This is a genomic window from Pseudomonas sp. MF08875 (genome assembly GCF_059862525.1).
The window spans coordinates 1-15,793 of record NZ_JCBCUW010000029.1; the positions used below are offsets into that span (position 1 = coordinate 1).

Annotated in this window: 9 protein-coding genes; 7 read left to right on the forward strand and 2 right to left on the reverse strand. The window is 62.8% G+C overall.

Translation table 11 applies throughout. From position 1 onward, the window contains the following. Positions 1–2,404 (reverse strand): retention module-containing protein (locus tag AC19YT_RS17435; protein ID WP_500610704.1); only part of this gene is annotated, 2,404 nt, incomplete at its 3' end. A 344-nt stretch (positions 2,405–2,748) separates the two neighbouring features. Between AC19YT_RS17435 and AC19YT_RS17440 the strand changes: the two genes are divergently transcribed. From AC19YT_RS17440 to AC19YT_RS17450, 3 genes are read left to right on the forward strand one after another with little or no spacing between them, the layout of a single operon-like run. Then, positions 2,749–4,101: a TolC family outer membrane protein gene (locus tag AC19YT_RS17440; protein ID WP_095108614.1), complete on the forward strand. Its 1,353-nt coding sequence runs from the start codon at positions 2,749–2,751 to the stop codon at positions 4,099–4,101. A gap of 38 nt (positions 4,102–4,139) precedes the next feature. Then, positions 4,140–6,293 carry a type I secretion system permease/ATPase gene (locus AC19YT_RS17445; protein WP_500599494.1) on the forward strand — a complete coding sequence of 718 codons (2,154 nt, stop codon included), beginning with the start codon at positions 4,140–4,142 and terminating at the stop codon, positions 6,291–6,293. Then, on the forward strand, positions 6,283–7,650 hold the full coding sequence (locus AC19YT_RS17450; RefSeq protein ID WP_095108615.1) for an HlyD family type I secretion periplasmic adaptor subunit: 1,368 nt from the start codon (positions 6,283–6,285) through the stop codon (positions 7,648–7,650). Before AC19YT_RS17445 ends, AC19YT_RS17450 begins: the two co-directional genes overlap by 11 nt. 96 nt (positions 7,651–7,746) lie before the next feature. Here AC19YT_RS17450 and AC19YT_RS17455 read toward each other — a convergent pair whose 3' ends face one another. Continuing rightward, on the reverse strand, positions 7,747–8,103 hold the full coding sequence (locus AC19YT_RS17455; RefSeq protein WP_095108616.1) for a helix-turn-helix domain-containing protein: 357 nt from the start codon (positions 8,101–8,103) through the stop codon (positions 7,747–7,749). A 211-nt stretch (positions 8,104–8,314) separates the two neighbouring features. Here AC19YT_RS17455 and AC19YT_RS17460 point away from each other — a divergent pair, with 211 nt between their 5' ends. From AC19YT_RS17460 to AC19YT_RS17475, 4 genes are all read left to right on the forward strand, one after another. Further along, entirely contained in the window at positions 8,315–9,943 is a 1,629-nt protein-coding gene (locus AC19YT_RS17460; RefSeq protein ID WP_095108617.1) for a methyl-accepting chemotaxis protein, read from the forward strand. A gap of 99 nt (positions 9,944–10,042) precedes the next feature. Then, entirely contained in the window at positions 10,043–12,613 is a 2,571-nt protein-coding gene (locus AC19YT_RS17465) for an EAL domain-containing protein (RefSeq protein ID WP_500610705.1), read from the forward strand. A 54-nt stretch (positions 12,614–12,667) separates the two neighbouring features. Then, positions 12,668–13,588: a LysR family transcriptional regulator gene (locus AC19YT_RS17470; protein WP_500610706.1), complete on the forward strand. Its 921-nt coding sequence runs from the start codon at positions 12,668–12,670 to the stop codon at positions 13,586–13,588. A gap of 635 nt (positions 13,589–14,223) precedes the next feature. After that, positions 14,224–15,768, forward strand: a complete 1,545-nt coding sequence (locus AC19YT_RS17475; protein WP_500610707.1) for an MFS transporter — start codon at positions 14,224–14,226, stop codon at positions 15,766–15,768. The last annotated feature ends 25 nt before the right edge of the window (positions 15,769–15,793 follow it).

Sequence of the window (15,793 nt, forward strand, 5' to 3'; positions counted from 1 at the left end):
TGGTTTTATCCACAGTCAGGGTGGCGACCACTTCGGTTTCGGTGTCGTTCACGACTACCGAAGCATCGCCGCCGATCACTAGGTTCTCGAAGGATTTGCCGTCAACGGTGGCGGTATCGATGCCCATGGGCACGGTTTCGCCGTCTTTATAGACGTCGTCGCCTTGAGCAGCGCGCTCGTAAGGAACGCTCAACTCGCCAGCCTTGATAACCACGACTGCGCCGTTTTTGAGGGTCACGGTGAGGTCATGGTCGAGTTTTTGGCTGACCGAAACGGTGAATTTCTGTGCTTGGTTCTCGAAGACTGGACCGTCGCCAGTGATCGAAACAGTCACCTTGTCACCTTCGCCGGTCGGCTGATCGGTAACGGTGGTGGTGTGTTCTTTTGGATCGAGGGTCAGTTTTTCAAACTGCTCCACGCCCATGCCTTCAACGCCTACCAGCTTATTAACCAGCGCTGGCTGGCCGCCGGTGAACACGTCATTGGTGGTTTGAACCACGGCAGTGCCGGTGGTTTCGCCGGCCTTAACGTTAATTTTGGTGCCGTCGCTCAGGGTGAAGGTCAGCGGGCCGTGGCTCTCCATCGGCAGGCCGGCTTTGTTGGTCAGCGTGACGGTGTAGGTCACGTCGCCGCCTTCGGTGACGGTGGTTTTATCCACAGTCAGGGTGGCAACCACTTCGGTTTCGGTGTCGTTGATCTGCACCTCGGCGCTGTCGCCGATCACCAGGTTTTCAAAGGTCTTGCCGTCTACCGAGGCGTCGGTGATGCCCAGTTCCACGGTTTCGCCGTCTTTGTAAACGTCGTCGCCCTGCACGGGCAGGGTGTAGGTGGTTTGGGTTTCGCCGGCCTTGATGACGACGCTTTCGCCGTTGCTCAGTTTGACGGTGAGGTCGTGGTCGAGTTTTTGGTCGACTTTGATGGTGAAGGTCGGGGCGGCGTTTTCCAGGACATCGCCGGCGCCTTCGATGGTGACGGTCACGGTGTCTGGGGTGTCGGTGATGGTGGTCACCGCCGGGGTCGGGTTGGGCGCCAGGTCTTCGAAGTTGCCGCCGGTGGTGCCGGTGATGGTGGTTTCGACGGTACTGCCGTTGACGTAGACGTCATTGGCCGGCGTCGGGAAGCTTACGGTGCCGGTGGTTTGGCCCGCTTCGATGGTGATGACCGCGCCGTTGGACAGGGTCACGGTCATCGCGGTGCCGGCCGGGTTGGTCAGGGTCGCGGTGTAGGTGATCGAACCGCCTTCGGCCACGGTATTGGTGGCGGTCAGGGTCAGGCCGGTGGTGTCTTTGGAGTCGGTGATGGTGGTCACCGCTGGCGTCGGGTTGGGCACCAGGTTTTCGAAGTTGCCGCCGGTGGCACCGGTGATGGTGGTGGTGACGGTGCTGCCGTTGTTGTAGACGTCGTTCGGCGCGGTCGGCACGTTGACGGTGCCGGTGGTCTGGCCCGCGTCGATGGTGATGGTGGTGCCGTTGGACAGCGTGACGGTGACCGGCGTCTGAGCCGGGTTGGTCAGGGTCGCGGTATAGGTGATCGCGCCGCCTTCAGTAATAGAAGGGTTCGACGTCAGGGTCACGGTGGTGGTGTCGATGGTGTCGGTGACTTGGGTCACGGCCGGTGTCGGGTCGACGGTCAGCACCAGGCCGCCGCCGCCGGTGGTGCCGGTCACGGTGACGGTGATCTGGCCCGGGTCGATGTAAACGCTGTCGTTCGGCGCCAGCGGCACATTGACGCTGCCGGTGGTTTGGCCGGCCGGGATGACGATGACCGAGCCGTTGGACAGGGTGATGACCAAGTTGGTGGTCGGTGCCTGCGTCACGTTGGCGGTGTAGACGAGTACGCCACCGGCTTCAGTGATGGTCGGCGTGGCGCTGAGGGTCAGGGTCGAGTCGCGCGGCACCAGGGTGTTGCTGGTGTCGGTGGGCTGGCCGCCGAGGATCTGGTTGGTCGCTGCTGCACCGTTACCCAGGCCTTCGGTAGGGAAGCCGATGGTGGGGTCAACCCGGCCTGCGGTGGCATCCAGCACCACGAAGCTGTGGCCGCCGCCTGCCGCACCGCTGTTGCCCGTGCCGGTGTTGCCGGCCGCGGTGGCTTCCAGGTCAGTGGTCGGGTCGACACCCGCGACGATGGCTTGCTGCAGTTCTTCAACTGACGGCGCCGATTGCGCAGTGGCCTGGGCCAGGTCGGTGGTGGAGTCCGGCGCGGTGCCGCTCCACTGGGTGTCACGGCCCAGGTCGAGGGTGCGGCCGTCGGCCAGCTCGAGCGTGGCGGCACCGGACAGGCCGGTGTCTACCTGGTCGCCTGCAAAGAGGCGATCACCTTCAATCAGTACACGCCGAATGCCCTCGGGGGACACAACGAAAACTTGGCCAACAATGCTTTTGACGATGGCAACAACACTGCTCATTGAAGATTCTCCAGGTACCGTTCAGTAGACGTCCATGTGCCTGATGAGCATTGGCCCGATCAGACTGGATGTAAGTTCAAAATGTTTTGACGCTTCTATTCGTCAATTATTTGGCTATATTTTTTAGAAATTAACTTTATGCCAAACTATTGACCTTCTGGGTGCCATCCTAAACAATCGCCCCAGTAATGTCACATTGATATTTACGCGGCGACCTGTCCTACAGTGTGTGATCCAGTTCCGATTTTGAACTTTCCGACATACGGTCATTACGGTTGCTATTTTCCGAGACAGCGCCCCATGGAGCTGTGATTTGAGACAAGAAAGTCCTAGGAATCTTTAACATGCGTTCGCACTTGTTCAAGGCAATACCGTTCGTCCTCGCAGCCGGCTTCGTACAGGCCCAAAGCCTGCCCCAAGCGATGCAGCAAGCGCTGGATGTCCACCCGGAAATCCAGGCTGGCGTAAACAGTCGCCTGGCGGCTGACTATCAGTTGAAAGCAGCCAAGGGCGGCTACCTGCCCAAGGTTGACCTGCTGGCCGGTTATGGCCGCGAAGGCACCGACAGCCCGGGTTCCCGTGCCGGTAGCCCGCGCAACGACTGGGAGACGCTCAACCGCAGTGAGTCGAGCCTGCGCCTGTCGCAAATGGTTTTTGACGGTTTTGCGACGTCCAGCGAAGTGGGGCGTCAACAAGCCAACGTGAACTCGCGCGCCTACTCGTTGCTCGGTTCGTCCGAACGTACGGGTTTGACCGTAGCCCAGGTTTACCTGGATGTCCTGACCCGCCGCGAATTCGTGCGCCTGGCTGAAGACAACCTGAGCAACCACGAACGCGTCTACGACCAGATCAAGCTGCGCACCCAGCGCGGTGTTGGCAGCCGCGCCGACCTCGACCAGGCCGAAGCGCGCCTGGCCCAGGCCCGCAACAACCTGATTACCGAACAGACCAACCTGGCCGATGCCCAGACCAACTACCTGAGCGCAGTCGGCCAGTTGCCCGATCAGCTGGAGCGCCCGGCACCGTTCATGGCGTTGCTGCCGGCGAACCTGGATGAAGCCCGCCGCCAGATGCTGGAAAACAGCCCGATCCTGCGCTCGGCCGAGTCTGACATCGTCGCCGCCGAGAAGCAGTACGAAGCCGCCAAGTCGACCTTCTACCCGCGCTTCGACGCTGAGCTGGGCCGCACCGCCGACAACAACCTGGACGGCACCGAAGGGCACAACAACGAATGGCAGGCCATGCTGCGCATGCGCTTCAACCTGTTCGCCGGTGGTAGCAACAAGGCTGACCTGGAATCGAAGTCCTACCAGTCCAACCAGGCCCTGGATATCCGCAACAACGCCTTGCGCGTGTTGAACGAAGAGCTGGGCCTGGCCTGGAACGCGCTGGAAAACGCCAACGCCCAGGTGCCGATTGCCCAGCAGTATGTGGACTACAGTACAAGCGTTCGCACCGCTTACCAGAAGCAGTTCAGCCTCGGTGAGCGAACCCTGCTCGACTTGCTCGATAGTGAGAACGAACTGTTCACCGCTTCGCGCCGCTTGGCCGAAATCAAAAACACACAGTTATTTACTCAATATCGAATCAAGGCGACCATGGGCGAGTTGCTCAAGAGCCAGGGAGTGGTCGCGCCGATGGCCTCCGTCGTACAGAACGACGTGAAGCCCAAGGTGCAATTGCCTGGGATGAATTGAGTAGAACCTCATTGTCCAATCGGTAGAGAGTGTCCAGCGTGGAATCAGAAGTTAGTCGAGTTCATCTCAGTCATGATCCACGCACGCTGCACGACGATCCGTTACTGGATGGTCTGATGGCGTTGTGCACACTGCATCAGAAGCCTGCCAGCGCGGCGATGCTGACCACCGGTCTGCCATTGCCCGCGCAGCGCCTGAGCGTCGAGTTGCTGCCCCGCGCAGCTGCCCGCGCCGGCCTGCAGGGGCGGGTGTTGCAACGCAAGCTGGAGCAGATCCCCGAAATCGCCATGCCGGCCCTCCTGTTGCTCAAGGAAGGTCGCAGCGCCGTGCTCGTCGGCTGGGACGGCGACAATGCGCGCCTGCTGCTCAGCGAGAGCGATGGCGGCGAAGTCAGCGTCAACCGCGAAAAACTGGCTGACGACTACAGCGGCCAAGTGTTCTTCGCCCAACCCCAACACAAATTCGACGTGAACCACGGCACGCTGATCCCGCGCGCGCGCTCTTGGTTCCGCGACACCTTGAAGCGCTCGCGCTGGCTGTATGCCGATGCGATCGCCGCCAGTTTCCTGATTAACGTCATCGCCATGGCCGCCCCGCTGTTCGTGATGAACGTCTACGACCGCGTGGTGCCCAACCAGGCCGCTGCGACCCTGTGGGTGCTGGCCATCGGCATCACCGGCGCCTATATCTTCGACCTGATCCTCAAGAGCCTGCGCAGCCTGTGCCTGGACCTGGCGGGCAAGAAGACCGACCTGATTATCTCGGCCACGCTGTTTGAACGCATCGTCGGCATGTCGATGAAGTTCCGCCCGGCGCGGGTCGGCAGCTTTGCCCAGAACATCCATGAGTTCCAGAGCCTGCGCGACTTCCTCGCCTCGCTGACCCTGGCCAGCCTGATCGATTTGCCGTTCACCCTGCTGATCTTCATGGTCATCGGCATTCTCGGCGGGCACTTGGTGTGGATTCCGGTGCTGGCCTTCCCGATTGCCCTGGGCATCGGCTACGCCTTGCAGAAACCGCTGATGGCGACTATGGAGCGCACCATGGCCCTGGCCTCGGAGCGCCAGTCGAGCCTGATCGAAACCCTCGCCGGGCTGGACGCGGTAAAGGTCAACAACGCCGAAAGCGAACGCCAGTACCAGTGGGAACAGACCATCGGCACCCTCAGCCGCCTCGAATTGCGCGTGAAGATGCTCTCGGGCCTGGCGATGAACATCACCCTGCTGATCCAGCAACTGGCTGGCGTCATCATGATCGTCTTCGGTGTGTACCAGATCATCGACGGCCACCTCAGCATGGGCGGCCTGATCGCCTGCTACATGCTTAGTGGCCGGGCGCTGAGCCCGCTGGCCTCGCTGTCCGGGCTGCTGACCCGCTACCAGCAGGCCAAGGTGACCATGGTCTCGGTCGACCAGATGATGGAACTGCCCCAGGAGCGCAATTTCGAAGAGCGCCCCCTGAGCCGCAAAACGGTGCAGGGCGCCATCGAATGCCGCCAGCTCAACTTCACCTACCCGAACCAGCAGAACGCTGCGCTCAAGAACATCAACCTGGTCATCAAGCCCGGCGAGAAAGTCGGCATCATCGGCCGCAGCGGCTCGGGCAAAAGCTCCCTGGCCAAGTTGCTGGTGGGCCTTTACCAGCCTGACGATGGGGCTTTGCTGGTGGACGGCGTGGACATCCGCCAGATCGACATCAGCGAGCTGCGCCACAACATCGGCTACGTGCCGCAAGACATCCAACTGCTGGCCGGCACCCTGCGCGATAACCTGGTGTCCGGCGCCCGCTATGTAGAAGACGAACTCGTCTTGCAAGCCGCCGAACTGGCCGGCGTGCACGAATTCGCCCGCCTTCACCCGCAGGGCTACGAGCTGCAAGTGGGCGAGCGCGGGCAGAACCTCTCGGGCGGGCAGCGGCAAAACGTCGCCCTGGCCCGGGCGTTGCTGCTCAACCCGCCGATCCTGCTGCTCGACGAACCCACCAGCGCCATGGACAACACCGGCGAAGAACGCTTGAAGCAACGCCTGCAAGCGGTGGTGGAAAACAAAACCGTGGTGCTGGTCACGCACCGTGCCTCCCTGCTGTCGCTGGTCGATCGCCTGTTGGTGATCGACCGTGGGCAAATTCTCGCCGACGGCCCTAAAGCCGTTGTGATGGAAGCGTTGAAGAAGGGGCAGATCAGTGTTGCTTAAGTCCGGTTGGAAAGATTCGATTCTGCGTTACTTCAAAGGCTCCGATTCCCTGCAAGGCCAGCCGCTGCCGGAGGTCAACAAGGCGTTGATCGAAGACGCCCCGCGCGTGGTGCGCCTGACCATCTACGGCATCATCGGCTTCTTCCTGTTCATGCTGCTGTGGGCCAATTTCGCGGTGATCGACGAAGTGACCCGCGGCGACGGCAAGGCGATTCCCTCGTCCAAGCTGCAAAAAATCCAGAACCTGGAGGGCGGCATCGTCGCCGAGCTGTTCGTCAAGGAAGGGCAGATCGTCGAAGCCGGCGCGCCGCTGATTCGCCTCGATGACACCCGGTTCGTCTCCAACGTCGGCGAGACCGAGGCCGATCGCCTGGCCATGCTGCTGCGGGTGGAGCGCCTGAGCGCGGAGGTCGAGGACCGCCCGCTGAGCTTCCCCGAAGACGTGATGAAAGCTGTGCCGGTGCAGGCCGACAACGAAAAATCCCTGTACGAAAGCCGCCGCCAGCAACTGCTCGACGAGGTCGGCGGGTTGCAGGAGCAGTTGATCCAGCGTCAGCAGGAGCTGCGTGAGTTCAGCTCCAAACAGGCGCAATACCGCCAGCAACTGAACCTGCAACGCCAGGAAATCAACATGTCCGAGCCGTTGGTGGCTCAGGGCGCGGTATCGCCGGTGGAAGTGCTGCGCCTCAAACGCGCCGAAGTCGAAACCCGTGGCCAGTTGGACGCCACCACCCTGGCGATCCCCCGCGCCGAATCGGCGATCAAGGAAGTGCAGCGCAAGATCGACGAAACGCGCGGCAAGTTTCGCAGCGAAGCCTTGGGCCAACTCAACGAGGCGCGCACCGACCTGAGCAAGGCCAGCGCCACCGGCAAGGCTTTGGAGGACCGCGTCAGCCGAACCCTGGTGACCTCGCCGGTACGCGGCATCGTCAAGCAGCTGCTGGTCAATACCATCGGCGGCGTGATTCAGCCGGGCAGCGACCTGGTGGAAATCGTGCCCCTGGACGACACCCTGCTGGTGGAAGCGAAAATCCGCCCGCAGGACATCGCCTTCCTGCACCCGGGCCAAGAGGCGGTCGTGAAGTTCACCGCCTACGACTACACCATCTACGGCGGCCTCAAGGCCAAGTTGGTGCAGATCGGCGCCGACACCATCACCGACGAAGACAAGAAAACCACCTACTACATGATTACCCTGCGCACCGAGCGCAGCCACCTGGGCACTGACGACAAGCCGCTGATTATCATCCCCGGCATGGTGGCCACGGTGGACATCATCACCGGCAAGAAAAGCGTCTTGAGCTACCTGCTCAAACCAATCATCCGCGCCCGCGCCGAGGCCTTGCACGAGCGCTGATGGGGCATTGGAGCGGCGCCCTAGCGGTGGGTGCTGGGTTTGGGGGCGGGGTGGGTAGGGAGGCGTCGGTTCGACTGCGCGGCGGTGGTGCCAGGTTCACGAGGGTTGGGACGGGCCCTTGGCCTTGAGCACCTTGACCACTTCCGTGACCAGGTTCACCACGATCACCCGTTCCTCGGTGGGCAGGCTCTGAATCAGTTCGTTGACGCTCTGTGAGTGGCTGTGGGCATCATTGGCACTGGCGCGTACCAGGTCGCTCAGCGAACACTCCAGCACTTCCGACATCTGTTGCAGGCGCGTCAAGGAGATGGAGATCACTCCGTTTTCCATGCGGCTGATGGTTTCCTTCTCCACTCCAATGGCCTCGGCCATGTAGGCCTGTGTCAGGCCCTTGGCCTTACGGCGAAACGCAATGGTTGCCCCGACTCTATGTGCCACCGTGCGTTCTTTCATGCGTGTTTAACCTCTTGCGTCATCATCCTTATCGTTAAGCGACAGTTTCCGGGCTTACTCCGTTCAAACGAATGATGTAATACGACTATGGTATTGATGCCTTGCGTCATGCTTTATTTGATTCAGATCAAAAAACAGCCGTAGGATTGGCGACATATTAGATAGTGGCCTTTAAATGGCTCCAGCTTTTCGACCATGGGATTTCATCTGCATGCTGACCCATTTGAAGATACGAACAGGGATGCTCTGGGTGTTGGCGCTGTTCGTCTGCGCGTTGCTGGTTTCCTCCCTGACCAGTTGGCGCAGCTCCATGAACAGCGATGCGCAGATCGAACGCCTGCATGAGGTCGGCGTTACCCAGAACAGCCGGGTGCACCTGGCCTACCTGCGTTTGCTGCGCTCACGGGTGGGAATGGCGGGTGCTTTCCTGGAGGCACGCGCCGGCGACAGCGAGAAGGCCGCCGCCAGCCTGCAGCGGGCCAAAACCTTGTTCGAGGAAGCGCTGGTGTTTTTCGAGGCGTTCAGCGCCCAGGAAAAAAAGCACCCGTCGGCCCTAGACATCGCCGCCCTGCAGCAGGCCTTTGCGGTGTATCGCAGCACCCTGAATGAACAGATGCAGGCCCTCAAGGACGGCTCCGAGGAGCGCTACATCGCGGTCAACCTCAAGGCCCGCGCCGCCAACGACAGCTTCGACACCGCCCTGACGGCATTCGAGCAGGCCCTGGATGCGCAAACCGTCGCGATCATGGACGAGGCGCACACGCGCTACAGCGTGGCCCAGGTCCAGGCCGTGGTGTTGCTGCTGATTGCCGGGTTGCTGGCGGCCGGTTGCTGGTGGTTTATCGCCACCCGGGTGCTGCGCCCGCTGCGCGAGGCCGGGCGCCATTTCGAGGAAATCGCCGCCGGGGATTTGCGCCACCCCATCGACGCCCAGTCGAACAATGAAATCGGCCAACTGTTCAACGGCTTACAGCAGATGCAGGCCAGCCAGCGCCAGACCATCGAACAAATCAGCCATTGCGCCCATCAGTTGGCCAGCTCTGCCGAACAACTGAGCCGGGTCACGGTGGAAAGCAATCGCGGCCTGCACCAACAGCACAACGAACTGGAGCAGGCCGCCACCGCCGTGACCCAGATGACGGCGGCGGTGGAGGAGGTGGCGCGTAATGCCGTTTCGACCTCCGAAGCCTCCAGCGCCACCAACCAATTGGCCGGGGAGAGCCGGCGCCAGGTGCAAACCAGCCTCGACGAAGTCGATGCCATGAGCCGCGAGATCAAGACCAGTTCCGACCTGGTGCAAGACCTGGCGGTCCAGACCCGGGATATCGGCCGGGTGCTGGAAGTGATCCGCAGCATTTCCGACCAAACCAACCTGCTGGCCCTCAACGCCGCCATCGAGGCCGCCCGTGCCGGCGATGCCGGACGTGGTTTCGCGGTGGTGGCCGACGAGGTGCGCACCCTGGCTTATCGCACCCAGGAATCGACCCAGGAAATCGAGCAGATGATTGCCGGTATCCAGACCGGCACCCACCAGGCCGTGGAGGCCATGGACGCCAGCACCCGCCGCGCCGGCACCACGTTGCTGGCCACGGAAGCCGCGGGCCAGAGCCTGGAAGAAATCTTCCTGGCGGTGAGCCAGATCACCGAACGCAACCTAGTGATCGCCAGTGCCACGGAGGAGCAGGCCAAGGTTGCCCATGAGGTGGACCGCAACCTGCTCAACATCCGCGAGCTATCGACCGTGGCGGCCGAAGGGGCCCACCAGACCAGTTCCGCCAGCGGCGAATTGTCGCGCCTGGCGTCGGAGTTGAGCGCCATGGTCAGGCATTTCAAGACCTGACCCGGCGGCTGCCACACAGGGCAGTGCAACCGGTATGCAATCCCAGGGGATGGGGCCCGGCGTAAAGATAAAAACAACAGTTGTCAGCAGGACGCACCCATGTCGAACCTCCAAGATCTCTCGCACATCTTCATCCAGACGTTGGAGCAGAGCATTGATAGCGTGGTGGTCATCGATCAGCGCAATCAGGTCATTCTGTTCAACGCCGCTGCTGAAAAGCTCTGGGGCTACCGTCGCGACGAGGTGCTGGGCCACAACGTCAGCCTGTTGGTGCCGCAACTGATCCGCGCCGATCACGACAGCTACATCGACAAAAACCGCGTGACGGGCATCAACCGGATTGTCGGCACCAGCCGCGTCGTGCTGATCGAGCGCAACGACGGCGGGCGGCGCTGGGGCGCGATGTCGATCTCCAAGGTCGAGACGCCCGGGCAACAGCTCTATACCGCGTTTATCAAAGACATCACCGACCAGCATGAGGAGCGCGAGAGGCTGTTTCTGCTGTCGTTGGTGGTCGATACCACGCAAAACGCCATCATCCTCACCGACAATCAATTTCGCATTGTTTACATCAACGAGGGCTTTACCCGCCTGTTTGGCCACGAGGCCGAGCAGGTGCGCGGCAAAAGCCCCTGCCAGGTGATTGCCCCGGACCTCGACCCGCTGGCGCAGACCGCCCTGCATGAGGCCCTGACCCGTGGCCAATCCCACCAATCCCAAGTGGTGGGCTACCACCTCGACGGTTCGCGGGTGTGGTGCGACGTCACCTCCCATCCGGTGTGCGATGCCCAGGGTGTGCTGCTTAACAGCGTCAGCGTCCTCAACGATGTGACCCACTCGCGGATGCCCGAGGTTTTGCGCCACAAAATGCTCGAAGCCATGGTCCAGGAGGCGTGCCTGGAATCATTGATGAGCCTGGCGTGCCGGGAGGTCGAGCGCATCGCTCCGGACGTGATCGCCACGGTGCTCAGTATCGATGCCCAGGGCGCGCTGCATACCCTGGCGGCACCGAGCCTGCCTGCCAGTTACGGTGCGGCCTTGGAAGGGCTGGCCATTGGTCCGGCCATTGGCTCGTGCGGGGCCGCCGCATTTCGCGGCGAAGCCGTGATGGTCAGCGATATTGCCAGCCACCCGAACTGGGAAGACTTCCGCGACCTGGCCCTCCCGCTGGGGTTACGGGCCTGTTGGTCGACGCCGATAAAATCCAGCTCGGGGCGCGTGCTCGGCACTTTTGCCTTCTATTACCGGCAACCCGGCGAGCCCAGCGAGCTGCATCGCTTGCTGGTCAACGCCAGCATTCAGTTGTGTGCCTTGGCCCTGGAGCGTGAAGAGTCGCGCGCCCACATCCGGCAACTGGCCTTCTACGACGAATTGACCGGCCTGCCCAATCGCAACCTGTTGTACGCCCGGGCCGACCAGGCCATCGCCGAGGCGGGGCGCAACCATACGCAGCTGACCGTCCTGTTCGTGGACCTGGACCGCTTCAAGCAGGTCAACGATTCACTGGGGCATGCGGCCGGGGATGAATTCCTGCGCATCACCGCCCGGCGTTTGAGCGAACAGCGCCGCCAGGTAGACATTGTCAGCCGGTTATCGGGCGATGAGTTTGTGCTGGTACTCCCGCGGTGCGGGCCACAGCAGGCAGTGGCGGTGATCGAAGAGCTGCGCAAGAGCCTGGCGACGCCTTGCCAGATCGCCGGCGTGGTGCTGACCCCCTCGGCCAGCATCGGCGCCAGCCTGTTTCCCGAGGACGGGCGCACCATGGCCACGCTCTTGCATCGCGCGGATATGGCCATGTTCCAGGCCAAGACCCGCGCACGCGGCAGTGTGAGTTTTTTCAGCGAGGGGCTGGACCAACTCGCCCGGGGGCGGCTCAACCTGGAAACCGCGCTGCGCCAGGCCATCAAGCAGAAAACCTTTTTCCTCATGTATCAGCCCCAGATCGACCTGCGCACCGGGGCCCTGTACGGCGTCGAAGCCCTGGCCCGCTGGCATCACGCGCAACTGGGGCATATCTCGCCCACCTGTTTTATCCCCCTGGCCGAAGAATGCGGGTTGATCGGCGAGTTCGGGCAGTGGGCGCTGCGCGAGGCGTGCCAGCAGTTGGCGGCCTGGCGGCGCGAAGGGTTGGCGGTGCCCTGTGTCTCGGTGAACCTGTCGCCGACCAACTTCCACAACCGGCAGTTGCCCATGCTGATCGGCGAAATCCTCGCCCAGCATGGGCTCACGGTGGCCGACCTGACCCTGGAAATCACCGAAAGCGTGGTGATGGACAGCAACCCCGATACCCTCACCACCATCAATGAGGTCCACGCCATGGGCATTTGCCTGGCGATGGACGATTTCGGCACCGGCTATTCGAGCCTCAGCTACTTGCGGCGTATCCCGATTCAAGAGCTCAAGCTTGACCGCAGTTTCGTCCACGACCTGGAGCACGACACCACCAGCCAGGCCCTCAGCGAAGCGGTGATCCGTATTGGCGAAAGCCTCAAGTTGCGTGTGGTGGCCGAAGGCGTCGAAACCGCAGCCCAACAACGGGTGCTCCAGCAGCAGGGCTACCAGGTGGCCCAGGGCTACCTGATCTCCCGGCCCCTGCTGGCCGAGGCATTCGGCCCTTGGCTGCAAAGCCGACGGCTGGCGCTGACCGAGGGCGACACGGTGCCTGGTTAGGCAAGCTGCTAGCATTGCGCCTGGCTCAATCTTCAACTTTTGTGAGTGCTTGGCATGCAGCTTCCCGATCTGAACCTACTTGTCGCCCTCGACGCCTTGCTCGACGAGGGCAGCGTGGTGGGCGCCGCGCGGCGCATGAACCTCAGCCCGGCGGCGATGAGCCGCACCCTGACGCGGATTCGCGAAGCGGTGGGCGACCCGATCCTGGTGCGCGCCGGGCGTGGCCTGGTGCCCACGCCCAAGGCCCTGGAACTGCACAACCAGGTGCGCGCCGTGGTGGAGCAGGCGGCGCGGGTGTTCCGCTCGGCCGACCAGGTAGACCTGCGCACCCTGCGTCGGCGCTTCAACATCCGCGCCAATGACTTTTTCGTCGGCGTGTACGGCGGGCGCCTGTTCGCCGCCATGGACCGCGAGGCGCCCCATTGCGAACTGCGCTTCGTGCCCGAGGGCGACGCTGACGACGAGGCGCTGCGCGAAGGGCGCATCGACCTGCGCATCAGCAACTCCCGCCCGCAAACCCCGGAAGTGAAGGTGCAGAACCTGTTCTCCACTACCTTCGTCGGCTTGGCCCGGGAAGATCACCCGCTGTTCGACGGGGAAATCACCGCCGAGCGTTTTGCCGGGTTTGCCCATATCAGCATGTCGCGGCGCGGCATCGCCCGCGGGCCCATCGACACCGCGCTCAACGAAATGGGCCTGGAACGGCGGGTGGCGGTGATCGCGCCGAGCTTCCACGCGGCGATGTTCGCCTTGCCCGACTCGGACCTGATCCTGCCGGTGCCCAAGGAAACCATTTCCAGCGTCACCCGCCTGGGCCTGCGCCTGTGCGCCTTCGACCTGCCGATCCCGTTATCGACCCTGATGCTGACCCAGGCCTGGCATCCGCGCTACGACAAAGACCCGGCCCACAAATGGCTGCGCGAAACCCTCAAGTCCACCTGCGATGAAACCTGGTCGCAGGCGCAGCCAAGGTGAGAAAAGCCTTCACCCACCATGGGAACGGGACCTAAGGCCAGCCCCCACCCCTTGTGGGAGCGGGCCCCGCCCGCGATGAGGCCGGGGCAGGCGATGCACCTGCGGCGGATGGAATACCGCCATCGCGAGCAGGCTCGCTCCCACAGTGGAAAGTGAATACCTGCCACAAATCCCACCCACACCACAGTGGAAAGTGAATACCTGCCATAAATCCCACCCACACCACAGTTGAACTGTGGGAGCGGGCCCGGCCCGCGATGAGGCCGGGGCAGGCGATGCACCTGCGGCGGCTGGAATGCCCCCATCGCGAGCAGGCTCGCTCCCACAGTGGAAAGTGAATACCTGTCACAACTCTCACCCACACCACAGTTGAACTGTGGGAGCGGGCCCGGCCCGCGATGAGGCCGGGGCAGGCGATGCACCTGCGGCGGCTGGAATGCCGCCATCGCGGGCAAGCCCGCTCCCACAGGGTTCATTTGTTACACCGCGGTCATTGTTCCCACAGGGATAGTGTTTAAACCGTTCTGCGCAATTGCTGCGCGGCACGCACTTATAAGCTGCCAATAAGTCAGTTTTCGTCAGCTATCAGCGTTCTTAAACTGCTCCGGTATTTCTCAACCGGAGTTGTGCTGCTTATGAGTTCCCTTGCTGTCGCCGCGCCTGCTGCTGTTGCGGCACCCGCCAAGCCGGCAGCCGCGGCGCCGCCGGTGTTCGGGCCGCGGATCATCATCGGTTTGGTGGGTGTGTTGCTGGCGGTGCTGGTGTCGGGCCTTAACGAGATGGTCACCAAGGTTGCCCTGGCCGATATCCGTGGTGCGTTGTACATCGGTTACGACGAAGGCACCTGGCTGGTGGCCTGCTACACGGCCACGTCCGTGGCGGCCATGGCCTTCGCACCCTGGTGCTCGGTGACGTTCTCCCTGCGCCGTTTCACCCTCGCGGCCATGGGCCTGTTCACCGTGCTGGGCGTGCTGTGCCCCTTTGCCCCCAACTACGAAAGCCTGTTGCTGCTGCGCACTGTGCAAGGCCTGGCCGGTGGCGCGCTGCCGCCGATGCTGATGACCGTGGCCCTGCGTTTTTTGCCCGCCAACGTCAAGCTCTATGGCCTGGCCGGTTATGCCCTGACCGCCACCTTCGGCCCCAGCCTGGGCACGCCGCTGGCGGCGCTGTGGACCGAATACGTCGGGTGGCAGTGGGCGTTCTGGCAGATCGTCGCGCCGTGCCTGTTGGCCATGGCGGCGGTGGCCTACGGCTTGCCCCAAGACCCGCTGCGCCCGGAGCGCTTCAAGCAATTCAACTGGCGCGGCCTGCTGCTGGGGTTCCCGGCGATCTGCATGTTGGTGATCGGCCTGTTGCAGGGCAATCGCCTGGATTGGTTCGAGTCAGGCCTGATCTGCACCTTGCTCGGCGGCGGGGCCCTGCTGTTGGTGCTGTTTCTGGTCAACGAATGGTCGCAACCGATCCCGTTTTTCAAGTTGCAGATGCTGGGGGTGCGCAACCTGTCGTTCTCCCTGCTGACCCTGGCCGGGGTGCTGATGGTGCTGCTGGCGGTCATCCTGATTCCGTCGGCCTACCTGGCCCAGGTCCAGGGCTATCGGCCCTTGCAAACGGCGCCGGTGATGCTGGTGATGGCGCTGCCGCAATTGATCGCGCTGCCGCTGGTGGCGGCCCTGTGCAACCAGCGCCGGGTCGATTGCCGCTGGGTGCTGGGGATTGGCCTGGGGATGCTGGCGCTGTCCTGCGCCGGCGGCACTCAACTGACCTCGGCCTGGATCCGCGACGACTTCTACGTGCTGCAACTGTTGCAGATCTTCGGCCAGCCCATGGCCGTGCTGCCGCTGCTGATGCTCTCCACCGGCAGCATCACGCCCATGGAAGGGCCCTACGCCTCGGCCTGGTTCAACACGGTCAAGGGCCTGGCGGCCGTGGTCGCCACCGGGGTGCTGGACGCCCTGACCACCGCGCGCCTGCACTTTCACTCCACCCACCTGGTGGACCGCCTCGGCAACTCGCCGTGGGTCGAAGGCAACCCTGCCGACCTTGCCCGGCGCCTGCACCAGCAAGCCCTGGTGCTGACCTCGGCGGACTTGTACGCCTGCATGGCCGTGCTGGCCGGCGCGATGATCCTGCTGATTTTCTGGCTGCCGACGCGGATCTACCCACCGCGCGCGCCCATTTGAATGCTTAACGACACAGAAGGTTGTT